The sequence below is a fragment of the Photobacterium swingsii genome (assembly GCF_024346715.1).
GTDB classification, from domain to species: Bacteria; Pseudomonadota; Gammaproteobacteria; order Enterobacterales; family Vibrionaceae; genus Photobacterium; species Photobacterium swingsii.
The window spans coordinates 1,866,213-1,881,688 of record NZ_AP024852.1 but is presented as its reverse complement, the minus strand read 5'-3'; the positions used below and the strand labels follow the sequence as shown (position 1 = coordinate 1,881,688).

At 42.5% G+C, this 15,476-nt stretch carries 10 protein-coding genes; 5 read left to right on the top strand and 5 right to left on the bottom strand.

What is annotated here, in order from left to right; genetic code table 11:
• Positions 1-304 precede the first annotated feature (304 nt).
• Entirely contained in the window at positions 305-1,360 is a 1,056-nt protein-coding gene (locus OCU77_RS08905; protein ID WP_048898350.1) for a GGDEF domain-containing protein, read from the top strand.
• Between the two features lie 132 nt (positions 1,361-1,492).
• Here the strand turns inward: OCU77_RS08905 and OCU77_RS08900 are convergent, their stop codons facing one another.
• The 3 genes from OCU77_RS08900 to pepN all read right to left on the bottom strand — a co-directional run bounded on the left by OCU77_RS08900 (position 1,493) and on the right by pepN (position 9,639).
• Positions 1,493-6,322, bottom strand: coding sequence for an NAD-glutamate dehydrogenase (locus OCU77_RS08900; protein WP_048898349.1), 4,830 nt, complete (start codon positions 6,320-6,322; stop codon positions 1,493-1,495).
• Positions 6,323-6,697: 375 nt separating this feature from the next.
• Positions 6,698-6,919 (bottom strand): DUF2835 domain-containing protein, encoded by a 222-nt coding sequence (locus OCU77_RS08895; protein ID WP_048898348.1) that lies wholly within the window; start codon positions 6,917-6,919, stop codon positions 6,698-6,700.
• A gap of 110 nt (positions 6,920-7,029) precedes the next feature.
• A complete protein-coding gene (pepN, locus tag OCU77_RS08890; RefSeq protein ID WP_048898347.1) occupies positions 7,030-9,639 on the bottom strand; it encodes an aminopeptidase N in 2,610 nt (869 codons plus the stop codon).
• Between the two features lie 337 nt (positions 9,640-9,976).
• Here pepN and pncB point away from each other — a divergent pair, with 337 nt between their 5' ends.
• On the top strand, positions 9,977-11,170 hold the full coding sequence (gene pncB / locus OCU77_RS08885) for a nicotinate phosphoribosyltransferase (protein WP_048898346.1): 1,194 nt from the start codon (positions 9,977-9,979) through the stop codon (positions 11,168-11,170).
• A gap of 160 nt (positions 11,171-11,330) precedes the next feature.
• On the opposite strand, the gene OCU77_RS08880 is transcribed toward pncB, so the two are convergent.
• Both OCU77_RS08880 and OCU77_RS08875 read right to left on the bottom strand, forming a co-directional pair.
• A complete protein-coding gene (locus OCU77_RS08880) occupies positions 11,331-12,680 on the bottom strand; it encodes a MipA/OmpV family protein (protein WP_315972517.1) in 1,350 nt (449 codons plus the stop codon).
• Between the two features lie 192 nt (positions 12,681-12,872).
• The gene (locus OCU77_RS08875; protein ID WP_048898345.1) at positions 12,873-13,181 is read right to left on the bottom strand and encodes a DUF496 family protein; all 309 of its coding nucleotides are present in this window, start codon (positions 13,179-13,181) and stop codon (positions 12,873-12,875) included.
• A 419-nt stretch (positions 13,182-13,600) separates the two neighbouring features.
• On the opposite strand from OCU77_RS08875, the gene cspE (OCU77_RS08870) reads away from it, so the two are divergent.
• From cspE (OCU77_RS08870) to OCU77_RS08860, 3 genes are all read left to right on the top strand, one after another.
• Positions 13,601-13,810, top strand: coding sequence for a transcription antiterminator/RNA stability regulator CspE (gene cspE, locus OCU77_RS08870; protein WP_048898344.1), 210 nt, complete (start codon positions 13,601-13,603; stop codon positions 13,808-13,810).
• A 402-nt stretch (positions 13,811-14,212) separates the two neighbouring features.
• Positions 14,213-14,422: a transcription antiterminator/RNA stability regulator CspE gene (cspE, locus tag OCU77_RS08865; RefSeq protein ID WP_048898343.1), complete on the top strand. Its 210-nt coding sequence runs from the start codon at positions 14,213-14,215 to the stop codon at positions 14,420-14,422.
• 278 nt (positions 14,423-14,700) lie between these two features.
• Positions 14,701-15,435 (top strand): DNA/RNA non-specific endonuclease, encoded by a 735-nt coding sequence (locus OCU77_RS08860; RefSeq protein WP_048898342.1) that lies wholly within the window; start codon positions 14,701-14,703, stop codon positions 15,433-15,435.
• The last annotated feature ends 41 nt before the right edge of the window (positions 15,436-15,476 follow it).

The window sequence follows — 15,476 nt, the reverse complement described above, 5'->3', positions numbered from 1 at the left end:
TATTTACAATGAGTTAGTAAAAATTAATCGTGGGTTAGATTGGGCTTTATAGGCAATCGTTTACGCGGCAAGGCCATTTTTGTACATGCTAAGGAAGGGAAATGCTAATAATAACGGTATGCTACTCCTCTTCTTTCTTAAACAATTAATCATATTTGTTACTCAAATCATCCAAATAACGAATATATGGATGAGTGGCACTTTTAAAACATACGTTTAAAAGGTAAGTTAGAGTCATTACAAAGTAAAACCTTGCTTCTTTTGAACCAGGTTTGGCCAATAAATCATTTCAATAAGGCCGCTTATGACATTAAACAAACTCCGTTTTGAACATGGCGATGATGAACTTCTGGACTTTTATCGTCGTCAACACATACTCAAATTTATCACAGCAGTAACCATCTTCACTTTTATACCACTCGGTATTAAAAATTTACTGATAGGTGAGACTTTACTCGGTCTTTCTCTTCTTGCTTTTGAGCTCAGCTTTATCATCGAAATGATTGGATTACTTTATGTTGAACGAAAAATTATTGGCAATGGTATCCCCCTTTCACTACTCGTTATTTCTATTACCTTAAGCATTTATGAACTTGGTATGTTCGTCAGTTATTGGGTGTACCCTATTGCTGTAACGTTGGTTTTTATCATTCCTCGGCGTCAGGCGCTTATTACGAATACATGTTTAGTCGTAGGCTGCGGAATTGCATCTTTTTACCATGTTGATTGGCAGTACGCAATGCGGTTTATATCTTCACTCATCGCTTGCGCCGGCATAGCCCACGTTGCAGTTGAAGCCATTCACCATCTTCAAGTGGAGTTGCGTTATTTATCAACCCGCGATGCATTAACAGGTGCATTGAATCGCCACCAGCTTGATGCTTTTATGAACCGTTCGATAGCTCAGAAAAATCGTGGATTTTCAGCATGTGTTGCCTTAATAGACATAGATCACTTTAAGCAAGTGAATGATCTGTATGGCCATGATGTCGGTGATACTGTCATTAAAAATGTAGTCGAAACCCTTAATCAACATACCCGTGATTTAGATATTTTATTTCGACTAGGTGGCGATGAATTTTTGATTCTATTTGATAATACCAACATGAATGAAGCCTTTAAGGTCATGGACACACTTAGTCAACACATACGTGAACAGCATTACCCTTACCACGCAAAAGTAACTATCAGTGTTGGGCTTAGCCCTGCTTTTGCTGAGGATGATGCGGTTCGCTGGATTAAACGAGCTGATATTGCTTTATACCAATCAAAAGAAAATGGCCGTGACCAGATAACAATCAATGCAAAAAGTGACACTGTGACCAATATTAATATGAATTTAAATCAGAGAGTTATGTAGTAAAATCCAATAAAACGATCTTTAAAATGCTCGTGTTAAATCACGAGAAACAGCAAGATCCTCATTTCGTTGAGTCAATAAAAAAGCCAACCTTCTCGGTTGGCTTTTTCTTAAGTTTGCTTATTGTGCTCGTTAGATACTAGAACGGCAATTTAAATTAAGTAACATCAACTCTCGTAATGCGACAGAGAACTTCGCAAACTCATGAACATTACCGACTTTAAATTCAGCCAATACACTTTCCCAACGCAAGATTGCTTTATCGTGTTCTTGCATCCAAGCTTCGATTCCCTGCTCTGCCGTCGCATCATCTGCCATGGTTGTAATAACCGCGGATGTTAATTGACGCTGCTGCCAATCAAGGTCTTCGCGGAATGATGCTCTTGCCAGTGCTTGCCAATGGTTATCAACAGACTGGTTGTTAACCTGTTGCAAGAACCAATGCAATGACAACTCTGCCCCAACCACAAAGTACACACGAGAAATCTGGTCAATTTCTTGTTTCAGTTCTTTCGCAATCTGCGCGATATCCATTGCTGAATACAAGCTACTTAAACGAGCGATATTCTCGGCCAGTGCTTGTGGAACCCCCTGTGCCACCATAACAGCAGCTTGATCTTTGTGTTCTTGAACCTCTTCAGTTACAAGGTAACTTTCTAAGTTTTCGTTCAAGGTATTCACGACTGGCTGGTAGAAGCTAATTTGCTGTTCGATACCCAGTTTGCGGTCACGATTACGTAAGATCCAACGAGTCGCGCGGCGTAACATGCGACGACAGCGGTAAAGCATGTCGTATTGTGTTTCTGCTGATACGACGTTGTCGAGCTCGCGAATTTGATCGAAGAACTTATCAAAGTTGAACACACTACGCCCTACTGCATACGCAGAAGAGACTTCGGCAACAGTTGCCCCTGTTTCTTCTTGTAAGCGAGTCACGAAGTTACAACCCATCTCATTCGACATTTGATTTGCCAGCGAGGTGGCAATCAGCTCTTTACGCAGTGGATGGTTATCCATTTGCGCACGGTATTTCTCTTTTAGCTGTGCAGGGAAATACGCAGGTAGCAAGCGAGCATGATACGGATCATTCGAAATCTCATCTGTTACAAGCTGCTCTTTTAGCACCATTTTACCGTAAGCAACCAATACAGCTAGTTCAGGGCGCGTTAGTCCCATACCTGATTTTTCACGCTCTGCCAGTGTTTCATCGTCTGGCAGATTTTCTAGGGCGCGATCCAGTTTACCTTCACGCTCTAGGTGGTGAATAAAGCGGATTTGCTCTTTCAGAAGCTGTACTTGCTGCTGTTGAGTCACTGAAATAGACTCACTTTGGCAGTAAGCATCATCAAGAACGATTTCTCCTACTTCATCTTCCATGCTTTCAAGCAGTTGGTTACGTTGCTTATAAGTAAGATCGCCACCAGCGACAAGGCTATTAAGCAGGATCTTAATGTTTACTTCGTTATCTGAACAGTCAACACCGCCAACGTTATCGATAAAGTCGGTATTAACCAAACCACCACGTTTAGCAAACTCAACACGGCCCAATTGGGTCATACCTAAGTTACCGCCCTCACCAACAACTTTGGCACGCAGTTCGTTACCATTGATACGAAGTGCATCATTAGCACGGTCACCCACATCGGTATGAGTTTCAGATTCTGCTTTAACGTAAGTACCGATACCACCATTCCATAACAGATCGACTTCCATCTGAAGAATCAGGCGGATCAATTCGTTAGGTGGCATAGTTTGCTTACGCGTACCCAATAGTTTTTGGATCTGAGGTGTGAGTTTGATCGACTTACTACGGCGAGAGAAGATACCACCACCCTCAGAGATCAAACTTTGATCATAATCTTCCCAACTAGATCGTGGCAGATTAAATAGACGCTCACGCTCTGGCCATGTTTTCGCCGAATCAGGATTTGGATCAATGAAAATATGCATGTGGTTAAAGGCAGCGACTAAGCGGATATGTTTCGATAGCAGCATACCGTTACCAAACACATCACCAGCCATGTCACCGACACCCGCACAGGTAAAATCTGTTGTTTGGCAGTCTGTTCCTAGCTCGCGGAAGTGACGTTTAACCGATTCCCACGCCCCTTTTGCAGTAATCCCCATCTTCTTATGGTCGTAACCATTCGAGCCACCTGATGCAAATGCATCACCTAGCCAGAAGTTGTAGTCTTCAGATACTGAGTTAGCTAAATCAGAGAATGTTGCTGTCCCTTTATCTGCTGCAACAACCAAATACGGATCATCTTCATCATGACGAACAACATTCGCTGGTGGGATCAAATCGCCATCAATAATGTTATCTGTTACATCAAGCAAAGCGCGGATAAAGCGCTTGTAACAACGCTGGCCTTCTGCCCAAATCTCTTCACGCGTTGTCATTTGTGGCTGACGCTTACAAATAAAGCCACCTTTCGCACCCACAGGTACAATCACGGTGTTCTTCACTTGCTGAGCTTTTACCAAACCAAGGATCTCGGTACGGAAATCTTCCTGGCGATCCGACCAACGTAAGCCACCACGTGCGACTTTACCACCGCGTAGGTGCACACCTTCAATATCAGGTGCATATACAAAGATCTCAAAAAATGGCACAGGCTGAGGAATTTCTGGAATGTCTGAAGGACGTAGTTTCAGCGACAACCAAGGTTTATTCTTACCATTTTCATCAAGCTGATAGTAGTTAGTACGCTGCGTTGCAAGGATCATCTCCATGTAACGGCGAATAATACGGTCGTCATCTAGGCTTTCTACATGATCCAGTTTACCGTTCAGTTTCCCTATAAGCGTCTGTTCTGCTTTCTCTGAATGTTTCTTTTTCGGATCAAAGCGCAACTCAAACAGAGCGACAAGATCACGAGCAAGATCGTTATGGCTCGACAGTGTTTCTTCGATGTAGTGCTGGCTAAATGGGAAGCCAACTTGGCGCATATAACGTGCGTAACTACGTAAAATAGTAATTTCACGGCCTGTTAAACCCGCGCATAGTACTAAACGGTTAAAGCCATCGCTTTCTAGTGTGCCGTGCCAAATCGCAGAGAATGCTTCTTGGAAACGATCGCGAGCTTCTCGAAGATCAATCCCGGTACACGCATTATGTAACATCGCAAAATCAAGGATCCAGAAAACAGTGCCTTTGCTGGTGGTCACTTGATAAGGTGATTCACCGATCACACGTAAACCAAGGTTTTCAAGCATCGGCATCACATCAGAAAGATGGATAGGTTCGTCACGATGGAACAGTTTTAGCTTCACAAAGCGTGAGTCTGCGGCTTCTTCTTGTGGACGATAGAACAACATACCCAACTTGTTTTCTTCGCTTAGGCTTTCTAGTTGCTCAATATCTGCCACCGCAGAACCTGGTAGCATTTCTTCTTTATATGAACGTTGGAATGCACGGGAATAATTCTTCGCAAGTGATGTTCCACGGCTTTCACCAAAGTTTGCCACTAATGCATCGCTAATACGATCTTCCCATGATGCCGCTGCTTCAACCAAGTTATGCTCAATCGCTTTAACATCAATATTGAAGTTATTGTTTTCTACCCTCACGATATAATGTGTCCTCGCTAGTGGGCTTTCAGAGAAGAAGGTGGTGAACTCGACGTTCTGCTCCGATCCGAAATACTCTTTCAAGATCGCCTGTGTCTTACTGCGTAGTTCCGTGTTGTAACGCTCTTTAGTGACATACACCATGCAAGAGAAGAAACGTCCAAATGGGTCACGGCGAACAAACAAACGCAATAAGTCACGATCTTGCATTTGAACCACACCGCAACCTACATCCAGCATTTCTTTTTCAGTCGCTTGGAAGAGTTCATCCCGCGGGTAAGTTTCAAGTAAGTTATTCAGCGCCTTCCATGAATGTGAACCTTCTGTGTAGCCTGAAGATTCAAGAATACGCGCCATTTTATTTCGAATAAGTGGAATATTCGTTGCTGTTTGATGATAAGCAGTAGACGCATACAAACCGACAAAACGGTGCTCGCCGATCACACTACCATCTTCAGCAAAACGTTTGATCCCGATGTAATCGATATAAGCAGGACGGTGGATCTTCGACTGACCGTTACTTTTAGTCAGGATCATAATTTCAGGTTTACGTGCTTCGAAACGCGCAGATTCAGGAAGATCAGATAACATTAAACAGCGCGCTTTATTTGGCTTACTGAGTAAACCAAGCCCTGCTTCTTCTGTTGGGCAAAGCTGATAATCACCTTCTACGGCTTTTAAGTCGTAATTGTGGTAACCCATAAAGGTGAAGTTATGACGAGTGACCCAATCCAGCAGTTCTAACGCTTCAGCTCGGCTCGAATCATCGACTGGTAAAGGAGCCGTTTCTAGTTCTTTAGCAATAGACTGCATTTTGTCTTGCATTGCTTGCCAGTCTGTTACGACCAGATCCACATCAACCAGCATTTGCTCAAGTTCACGCTTCAAGGTTTCCATCTCAGACTTATCTGTCAGTCGATCTACCTCGATGTGGAATAGCGTTTGGAAATCACCTTCTGTACCACAAGCTTCAACAATTGTGCCGCTTTCATTACGTTTAAAGTAATACGGACCATTCAACATTAAGTGGCTTGTAATGCCTAAGCGGTTCAGTGTCATACGTACTGAATCCACTAAGAATGGTGAGTCAGGCACAACAATCTCAACCACAGTATGCGTGGATTGCCAGCCGTAACGACTTAATGTTGGGTTATAAACACGAACAGAGGTTGTTGTAGGATCGGTTTTCAATAAGTGATGCCATAAGCTCAGTACAGCACCATATAAATCAGATTCATTTCGTTGCAATAGATCGTCATCTGCTAGCTGTCCTAATAACCGCTGAGCAAAAACTTCGACTAATGACTGCTGGGGAGTTTCAATTTTGTCTTGGATTAAGCCATACACTTTTTCAAGCAATACCGGCACGATTGGGTCAGGTGCGGTCATCGTGATGCTCCATCGTTTATGTTTTTATAAATTTAGTATAAACGCATAATGCGTGGAGCTATTGTAGAGCTTTTTGTTGCGATTTAGTTACGTTAATTACTCTAAAAATCAGACAAAAAATCGAATATGTGACTAAGGTTAAGATTTGGTGGTTTATAAAAGCGAGATCCCATTCCAATGCACGCAGAATAAGGCTTCAAACGGTTAATTGGTCTAACCAATTATTTATACTATCAATTTTTCTAATGGCTAACGGTCATTTTTCTCAGGATAAATAACAGCCAGTTGGCACAGAAATAATATTTCCTACTTTCAACAATAACCTTACAAATAAAGTTGTTAATAGTAAGTTATGGCGTATCTACCCCATAAGTATCAGCTTATTTGATAAATATTCTCGATTTTATTCTGCGCATTTACCTCAACCCTAAATCTGCCTTTTACACCAATTTGGCTCAAAAAAGGTCGAAAACGCGATGCTGGCAATTGAAGACGTATACCATTATCAGTTACGACTACCACGCTACTTGCAGCACCAGAATAATGGTTTAAGTATGCTTGATAGCTAATGTTGACTGAAAATGTGAATGCGTTCATGACACTTAACCTTGGCTCTCTACGGGTATTAATAAGAAAAATGCCAACCCATTACGGTTGGCATCTGGATATAACAACATCCTGCTACAGCAATTTAGCAGGCATCATGACTAAAGTGCCAGTGCCTTCTCAACTTTTTCAAATAAGTCTTTTGCTAAATTCTCTAGCGCTGCAAGTTTCTCAAGCTCAGCACGCATTAACACTTGGCGTGCTTCATCGTACTGACGGTATTTCAGGAATGGTTCGATCAAGCGTGATGCAACTTGTGGGTTCGATGTATTCAGTGCAGTAAGGATCTCCGTCAAGAATACATAACCAGAGCCATCTTTCGCATGAAAACGTACTGGGTTATTGCCACAGAAATTGGCCACCAAGTTACGAGTACGGTTCGGATTTTTCAAATCAAACGCTGGGTGGTTCATGGTTTCACGAACATTAGCGAGTGCATTATCCGCAGGGTTACTACCCTGTAGTGCAAACCATTTATCCATAACCAGACCATCATGAGTCCACTTGTCACTGAAATCTTTCATCTGCTCAGCACGACATGCAAGCTCAGCATTATTCGCAGCCGCCATCGCTGCCATCGTATCTGTCATGTTGTCTGATACTTGGTACTGTGCAGTAACAAGCTCGTTGCCCTTCTCGGTACATGCAAGGTAAGACAAACAACGGTTACGTAAAGCACGTTTCGCCATCGCTTGGTGTTCAATGGTGTAACTTGGCTGCGCGAGAGAATGGTAAATAGCTGTCAGCTCGTCTTCCATCTCTGTTGCTAGGATTGCTTTGATTTCACCAACCACTTTATTAATGGCATCAACATCCACACACTTGTACCAACCCGCAACTTCATTCTCACTTGGTAGCGTCAGCATTTCTGCAATAAAGGCAGGATCAAGATCATCTGCCAGTAATGCACCACGGAACGCATCAACCACACTTGCAGGGAATTCAACCGCTTTGCCATTTTGCACATTTGTGACATTGTCACGGATATACTTCGCCAATAGCATTTGCCCTGCGTCCCAACGTGCAAACTCGTTACGCGCATGGACCATCAAGAACACAAGTTCGTCATCGCTGTAATCATATTCCAGCACAACAGGTGCAGAGAACTCGCGCAACAGAGAAATAACAGGCTGCTCTGGTACGTTATCGAACTCAAATACTTGTTCTTCCTGCTTCACATCAAGGACGTGATGAACCGCCTCACCGTTACACTGTAACTCTATAACATTGCCCTTGCTATCGTATAGTTCGATATCAAGCGGAATGTGCAGCGCGACCTTCTCTTCTTGGCCTGGTGTTGGTGCCGTTGCCTGTTTAACCGTTACGCGGTAACTCTTGCTTTCTGCATCATAATCAGTCGCTACATTCACAACAGGCGTACCGGCTTGACTATACCAACGACGGAATGCCACTAAATCAACACCTGATGCATCTTCCATCGCTTGAACGAAATCATCACATGTCGCAGCAGTACCGTCATGACGTTCAAAGTAAAGCTTAATGCCTGCTTGGAACTTCTCTTCACCCAGTAAGGTGTGCATCATGCGGATTACTTCGCTACCCTTTTCATAAACAGTCAAGGTGTAGAAGTTATTCATCTCAATCACTTGCTCAGGACGAATTGGGTGTGACATTGGGCCGCGATCTTCAGCAAACTGTGGACCACGAACAATGCGTACATTGTTAATGCGGTTTACAGCACGAGACCCTAGATCAGATGAAAACTCTTGATCACGGAATACCGTTAAGCCTTCTTTCAAGCTCAACTGGAACCAGTCACGACAAGTGACGCGGTTACCTGTCCAGTTATGGAAGTATTCATGGCCGATAACAGCTTCAATACCTTGGTAATCTACGTCCGTTGCAGTTTGTGGATTTGCTAATACAAATTTCGAGTTAAAGACATTTAGACCTTTGTTTTCCATCGCGCCCATGTTGAAGAAATCAACCGCCACAATCATGTAAATGTCTAAATCGTACTCAAGGCCAAAACGCTCTTCGTCCCACTTCATGGAATTGATTAGCGAAGTCATCGCGTAATCAGCACGATCTAAATTACCTTTGTCGACAAAAATTTCGAGCTCGACGTCACGGCCACTCATGGTGGTGTACTTATCACGAAGCACATCAAAGTCACCCGCTACAAGTGCGAATAAGTAACTTGGTTTAGGGAACGGGTCTTCCCACTGCACCCAATGGCGACCATTGTCTAAATCACCTTGAGCAATGCGGTTACCGTTGCTCAATAAAAATGGGAAATTGGCTTTATCTGCAGTCACTTTTGTCGTGAAACGCGCAAGCACATCTGGGCGATCTAGATAATAAGTAATGCGACGGAAACCTTCAGCTTCACACTGTGTACAGAAACCACCACCCGACTTATATAAGCCTTCTAGTAGCGTATTCGCTTCTGGGTTCACTTCTGTTTCTATGGTTAGCTCAAACGCAGTTGGTAAGCCAGTTAGTGTTAAGCCAGCAGGTGTCTCTTCATACTTAGTCCAGGCTTCACCATTTACTTCAATGCGAACGAGCTTCAGTGCATCACCATCCAACTTTAGCGCGGCATCCTGCTCTGCTAGACGTTTTACTTGGCTTACTGCAATAATACGTGCTGCCGTATCGTGTAAGTCAAAGTCTAGGGCGATATCTGTGATGGTATATTCAGGCGCTTGATAGTCAGCGCGGTACTTAGCTTGGGGTTGATCCGCCATTATGTCTTCCTTTTATTACGCAAACACTTATCAGGGCACTTAACATGCGCCAATAAGATAACGAGAAGTTGTTTTATGTTGCTAGAGTCGTTTTAACACAGGTATTTATATCGCTCTCAACCATAAAAACAAGAATTGTTTACAACTATACGTAATGAAATTGAATATTTCTGTGTATCACCTGCCAATAGTCGAACATTTAATCAGCTGAAAGCGGTCTTCCTTGTTGTTTGATGGATTTAGGCGTATCGTACGCCCCCTAATTTTGTCGCATTTAGCCAAGAATGCGTGCAAAATCATATAAATTATCTAATGGCGTACAAACACAGCTTTTAATATGAATCATACTGGAACACATAGAGTTATCGACTCACTGCTGGATACAGATGCATATAAACTGCACATGCACCAAGCAATCTTCCATCAATACCCTGAAACAGAGGTCGTTGCTGAATTCCATTGCCGCAGCAAAGAGGATCTACGCCCTTATTGCGATGCTATTCAAGCGCAAATCAACCAGTTTGATTCGCTGTCTTTTACACAAGAAGAACTCGACTATTTGGCGACCATTGGTTTCTTTAAGTCTGATTACCTTGAGTTCCTAAAAAGCTTCACCCTTAGCAGCCAACAAGTTGAACTTGACCCATCTGGTGATCAGCTAAGCATTAAGATCACCGGTAAATGGTTAGATGTTATTTTCTGGGAAGTCCCTCTGCTTGCGATCATCTGTGAAGTTCGCTGTGCGGCACTTTATCCAAATGCCAGTGCTGAAGATGCCATTGAACAGTTAAAGACAAAAATTGACCGCTTTTATCACAACGCTGAAGGCACTGACCTTTCAGAGTTTGCATTAGTCGATTTTGGTACCCGCCGCCGCTTCTCTAAGGCGGTGCAGCATCATGTGGTGGATTACCTTGCTGAGAGTTTCCCTTACTTTAAAGGAACCTCGAATTACCATCTCGCGCGCACACGTGGTTTAACCCCAGTGGGTACACAAGCACATGAGTGGTTCCAAGCCCACCAGCAGCTTACTGGCGAACTGGCCGACTCACAGCAACTTGCACTTAACCGTTGGTTACAAGAGTACCCAGACAGCCTAGGAATCGCCCTGACAGACTGTATCAATATGGATGCATTCTTACGTGACTTTGATCTTCGCCTGTCTAATCGCTTTGTAGGATTACGTCACGACAGTGGTGACCCTGTCACTTGGGGTGAAAAAGCCATCGCACACTATGAGTCATTAGGTATAGACCCAACGACAAAATCGCTGGTTTTCTCTGATAGCTTAACACTTGATAAAGCATTAGCGATTTATAAGCATTTTTACGGTCGAATCAATGTCAGTTTTGGTATTGGAACCCAGCTAAGCTGTGATCTTCCTAATGTCGATACGCTAAATATCGTGCTTAAGCTAACGCAGTGTGAAGGTCGCCCTGTTGCTAAAATTTCTGATGAGCCAGGGAAAAGCATGTGTCGCGACGAAGGTTATTTATCTCAACTACGACAAGCTTTTGATATCGCTCAATAGCAATTCAAACCTCTAAGATACAAAAAAGCCGAGCATTTTATTGATGCTCGGCTTTTTGTTATCTGTACTTTCAGACTGATACCAATATGGGTAAGTAAATGGTCAAGTGATTGCGCAGGAAAAAGCAGTGCCAAAAAAGCACCGCCCCTTTGCTCATAAATTAGAAGTCAAACTGAAGATAAACGGTATTATAGTTACTGCCGCCTTTGATCCGACCAAATTGCGATGCTTGCTCAAAAATCGCAGAACGGTGATGCATGCTATAACCCAACCACACATTATCTAACGAGCGGTTATTGATTAAATCACCTATATTCACATCTAACGACAGATCTATATAGTTCAATAGCTTACTTGTTTCATAGCCTTTATCTGCCAGCTCGGTACGCTCAATGTATGTGACGTCAGTAACATACGACAGACCTTCCGCAACACCTAAACGCCACTTCACTGGCCAGTTAACGGTGTAATACGCTTTAATCGCCATGACGAGTTCAGCTGAGAAATCTTGTACTTCAGACTGCCAGTGCGTCACAAAGCCCGGTGTTAAATAAATATCTAACGGAATACCAAACAAGTTATCCGTTAACGGGTGCCCATAAAACACTGAAGTTAATTGGTTATTGAATTCATCTTTTTCGGTCTCTCCCGCTAAGATGTCCCCCATATTAGAAGGAGTCGCCCAGCCATGTGCTACCCGTAAATAAGGCTTAGTCGAGATTGACGATTTCTCACCTTTAGACGAGTCATTGAAGAAGCCAAAGCCTGCGTAATATTCTGCATGCCAGTTATCATTGACTGTGTCAGAGTGTCGTACGTTTTTATCAAAACGCGTCACATACGCCCCACCTAACAAGTAAAGGTTTGATGTTACGTGGTAACGCACCTTACCACCAAATTTGATATCTGAGCCACCACCAATGCTTTCCTTATTGAAGCCGTAGTAGTGCGTATTGTAGTCTGATGTTTTATTAATCAAAGTTGCCGATGGATGAAAATACCAATCTCCAACTTCATACTTGGCACCAACTTCTAAATTTGCTTGAAAGTGCGCATCAGGATCCGTCACAACTTCTGCAAAGCCATATACATTATCGTCCCATTGATACCTTAACTGTATACCGCCCATACCGGTATCACCACCAATCGAGTTTTGATAAATCGCCGGTATATCGATGAAGTGCATTCGCAAGACCGCATTCGCCGAAAATTCATCTTTCTTGTAAAGTTGATAGCCAGTTTCAGTACCATTAATGTAAAACTTTTCGCCGCGATAGAACATCATAGGCACAAAAGTCATCACTGATGAGTCATCGACACCTGCGCCTTCTGAATAAGGAATACTTGCCTGACGAACGACAGCAGCCAATCCCCAATTCTTTTCTTCCTCGCGATGCTCACGTAATTCCTCAACACTGGCTGTTTCGGATAGTTGTTCATTTGTATCGGCAAAAGATGCCATAGGTAACACCGTAGATAACGACAGTGTTAAGCCAAGCCAATGCTTCAAGTAAGATTCCTCAGGTAAACAGTTGTATTAATAACACCATAGTGCTTTCAGTCATTAATACCGCACATAAATTCATCGAAGTCTGATTTTATCAGATAAAACTGCGAGGTTTATCAAATTCTTGTCATTCAGACATAAAAAAACCTGATATTTCTATCAGGCCTTATTAGTTCGATGTATGAGCTGTTGTTATTACTGCTTAGCAGCAATCTCTACACGCTTAAGCTCTTTTACGGCTTTGCTTACTTCGCGACGCTCTTTTGATAACTCCGCACTAACGATGATGTGATCATCAACACGATCTTCATAATCGCCTTTCATGTTTTCAACGATTTCCACAATCTCATCGTGGCTCATTCCTGGGCGGATGTATTCCATTAGGTTTTCTAACAGCTCTACACGCTTACGGTTGTCGCGGATCTTGCGGTCGTTATCTAAGATTTCACGTTTTAGTTTATTCTTACGACGTGCTTGACGAACCAACTCTAGGATATTGTTCATTATTTGTCCTTATTTAAATCTACTAAACCCTTGCTGCAAAACGTTATATCAGAAAGTACTACCCAAGCTCAAGCAACCAAGTCGCTTCATCACTTTTATTTCATCTACCATGATTTCAGACATACAAATGCTAAGCCGACTATAACTGCCAATTATGACAAAATGGTATAACCTCAAAGATCATTGAATTTAATACTAATTGGTGTGAAATCGCCCACAATTTATACGCTCAAACATTTGCTTTTTTAGCCACAGTGCCTAGTCTTTTGGTGACCGATAGTTTTTTCGATGTCGGTAACTAGCTGCAAAGCTTCAAAATACACCGCTAGGTATGTTGTCTGAAGGTATCCGGTTTTAGTTATCACTGTTGTAATAAGGACTATTGGCAATTTGTTGAAGTAAGGAATTCAGGAGACAACATGTCTAAAGCAACAGGTACCGTTAAGTGGTTTAACGAAGAGAAAGGTTTTGGTTTTATCACTCAAGATAATGGCGGTGCTGATGTATTCGTTCATTTCCGCGCTATTACTGGCGAAGGCTTTAAAACACTAGCAGAAGGCCAAAAAGTTTCATACGAAACAGAGCAAGGTCCTAAGGGCTTACAAGCTGCTAACGTTGAAGCAATGTAATTGTTCTGAATACAAGATAATTCAGATAAAAGGGCTGTAATTACAGCCCTTTTTTTCGCCAAAATCAAAGCCAGCTTAGCTTAAAGTTTACCCACAAATGCAGCTTTAACCCCTTCAAACCAAACAGTTTTTTGCTTAATTAATGCGCCATCTATCACACTTTGTTTTCCCGCTAATGAATATTTAAAATATTATCTTGCCCAACCCTAAGCTCTGTGGCTTAATACTTCACGGCCTGTAATGCAGTCCTATTTATGCAAGTATTGAAAGACCCTTCGTTCTACCGCTTACAACTAAGCTATTGTCCTGAAGAGCTTCTCATTCTTTTGTCCATAAGTAATTCATTATGTTGGCTTAAGTACGCAATAGTGCGTGTTTTTTATTATATTCAGGAGACATGTCATGTCTAAAGCAACTGGTATCGTTAAGTGGTTTAACGACGAGAAAGGTTTCGGTTTCATCACTCAAGACAACGGCGGCGCTGACGTATTCGTTCACTTCCGTGCTATCGCTGGCGAAGGTTTCAAATCTCTTGCTGAAGGTCAAAAAGTTTCTTTTGACATCGAGCAAGGTCAAAAAGGCCCTCAAGCTGCTAACGTTGAGCGCGTATAATTCTGAGTCTATCAGATTATAAAATTCCAAAAGGGTGTCTTCGGATGCCCTTTTTTACGTCAGCCATTAACCATTCCCTTCTAGATTTTCAATATCCCTCAAGGTAAATCAAAGTATACCATCTCCTATCTTACTAATATCGTTGATAAAGTGCGTAAAACCTCACTGCTTGAATTTATAAAAAACACCAGTCACAATCTATAGGTATATCAATACCCACACATTGCTTGAGTTAATATGATTGCTCGTCCTATACACTTCTATAATATGGACGAAACATGAAACACCTCTTATTCGCAATACTTAGCCTTAGCCTCTCAATATCCGCTTCTGCCGCCATTTGTAACCAACACCTTGTTAAAGGAACCCCAAACAACAGTGATCAGATCCTCTGCAGAGATGGCTATGCTGCCGGTTATAATTACCAAAACAAGGTTTCCAATTGGGTTGCTTATCACATCACAAAAGAAAGTGTGAATGCTTTCTATAAACGCTCTAATAGCTTCCGAACGGATAAAGACTTACCTCCTGCTTTTCGCGCAACCAGCAGTGACTATTCAAAATCAGGGTACGACCGAGGACACTTAGCACCGTCTGGTACCATGGACTTCTCTCAAGTCGCTATGCAGCAGAGCTTCTTGATGTCGAATATGGCGCCACAACTACCAGGATTTAATCGTGGTGGATGGAAAGGACTGGAAGAAAAAGTACGTGAATGGGCAAACACTTACAACGAGCTTTATGTTGTATCTGGCCCTATTTGGGATGGTAACGAGACCTATATTGGTAACGGTGTCTATATTCCACATCGTTTCTATAAGGTCATCCTCGACCCAACTGCCAACGATGCAATCGCATTTATTCTTCCACACCGTAAAATTTCATCTTCAGAATTACCCTCTTTCATTACAACTGTTGATGAAGTTGAACAAGTCACACAACTCGATTTTTTCAGTGCACTACCAGATAGTGTTGAAAATGACATCGAAGCCCAAACATGGAATATGTGGTAATTCGCGACGTATGAAACACAGAGATACATCTCACCACGCAA

What these genes read in the sequence shown, in the direction of transcription:
- OCU77_RS08905 (WP_048898350.1), top strand. Translation starts at nt 305, where the DNA reads ATGACATTAAACAAACTCCGTTTTGAACATGGCGATGATGAACTTCTG.
- OCU77_RS08900 (WP_048898349.1), bottom strand. Translation starts at nt 6,322, where the DNA reads ATGACCGCACCTGACCCAATCGTGCCGGTATTGCTTGAAAAAGTGTAT.
- OCU77_RS08895 (WP_048898348.1), bottom strand. Translation starts at nt 6,919, where the DNA reads ATGAACGCATTCACATTTTCAGTCAACATTAGCTATCAAGCATACTTA.
- pepN (WP_048898347.1), bottom strand. Translation starts at nt 9,639, where the DNA reads ATGGCGGATCAACCCCAAGCTAAGTACCGCGCTGACTATCAAGCGCCT.
- pncB (WP_048898346.1), top strand. Translation starts at nt 9,977, where the DNA reads ATGAATCATACTGGAACACATAGAGTTATCGACTCACTGCTGGATACA.
- OCU77_RS08875 (WP_048898345.1), bottom strand. Translation starts at nt 13,181, where the DNA reads ATGAACAATATCCTAGAGTTGGTTCGTCAAGCACGTCGTAAGAATAAA.
- cspE (WP_048898344.1), top strand. Translation starts at nt 13,601, where the DNA reads ATGTCTAAAGCAACAGGTACCGTTAAGTGGTTTAACGAAGAGAAAGGT.
- cspE (WP_048898343.1), top strand. Translation starts at nt 14,213, where the DNA reads ATGTCTAAAGCAACTGGTATCGTTAAGTGGTTTAACGACGAGAAAGGT.
- OCU77_RS08860 (WP_048898342.1), top strand. Translation starts at nt 14,701, where the DNA reads ATGAAACACCTCTTATTCGCAATACTTAGCCTTAGCCTCTCAATATCC.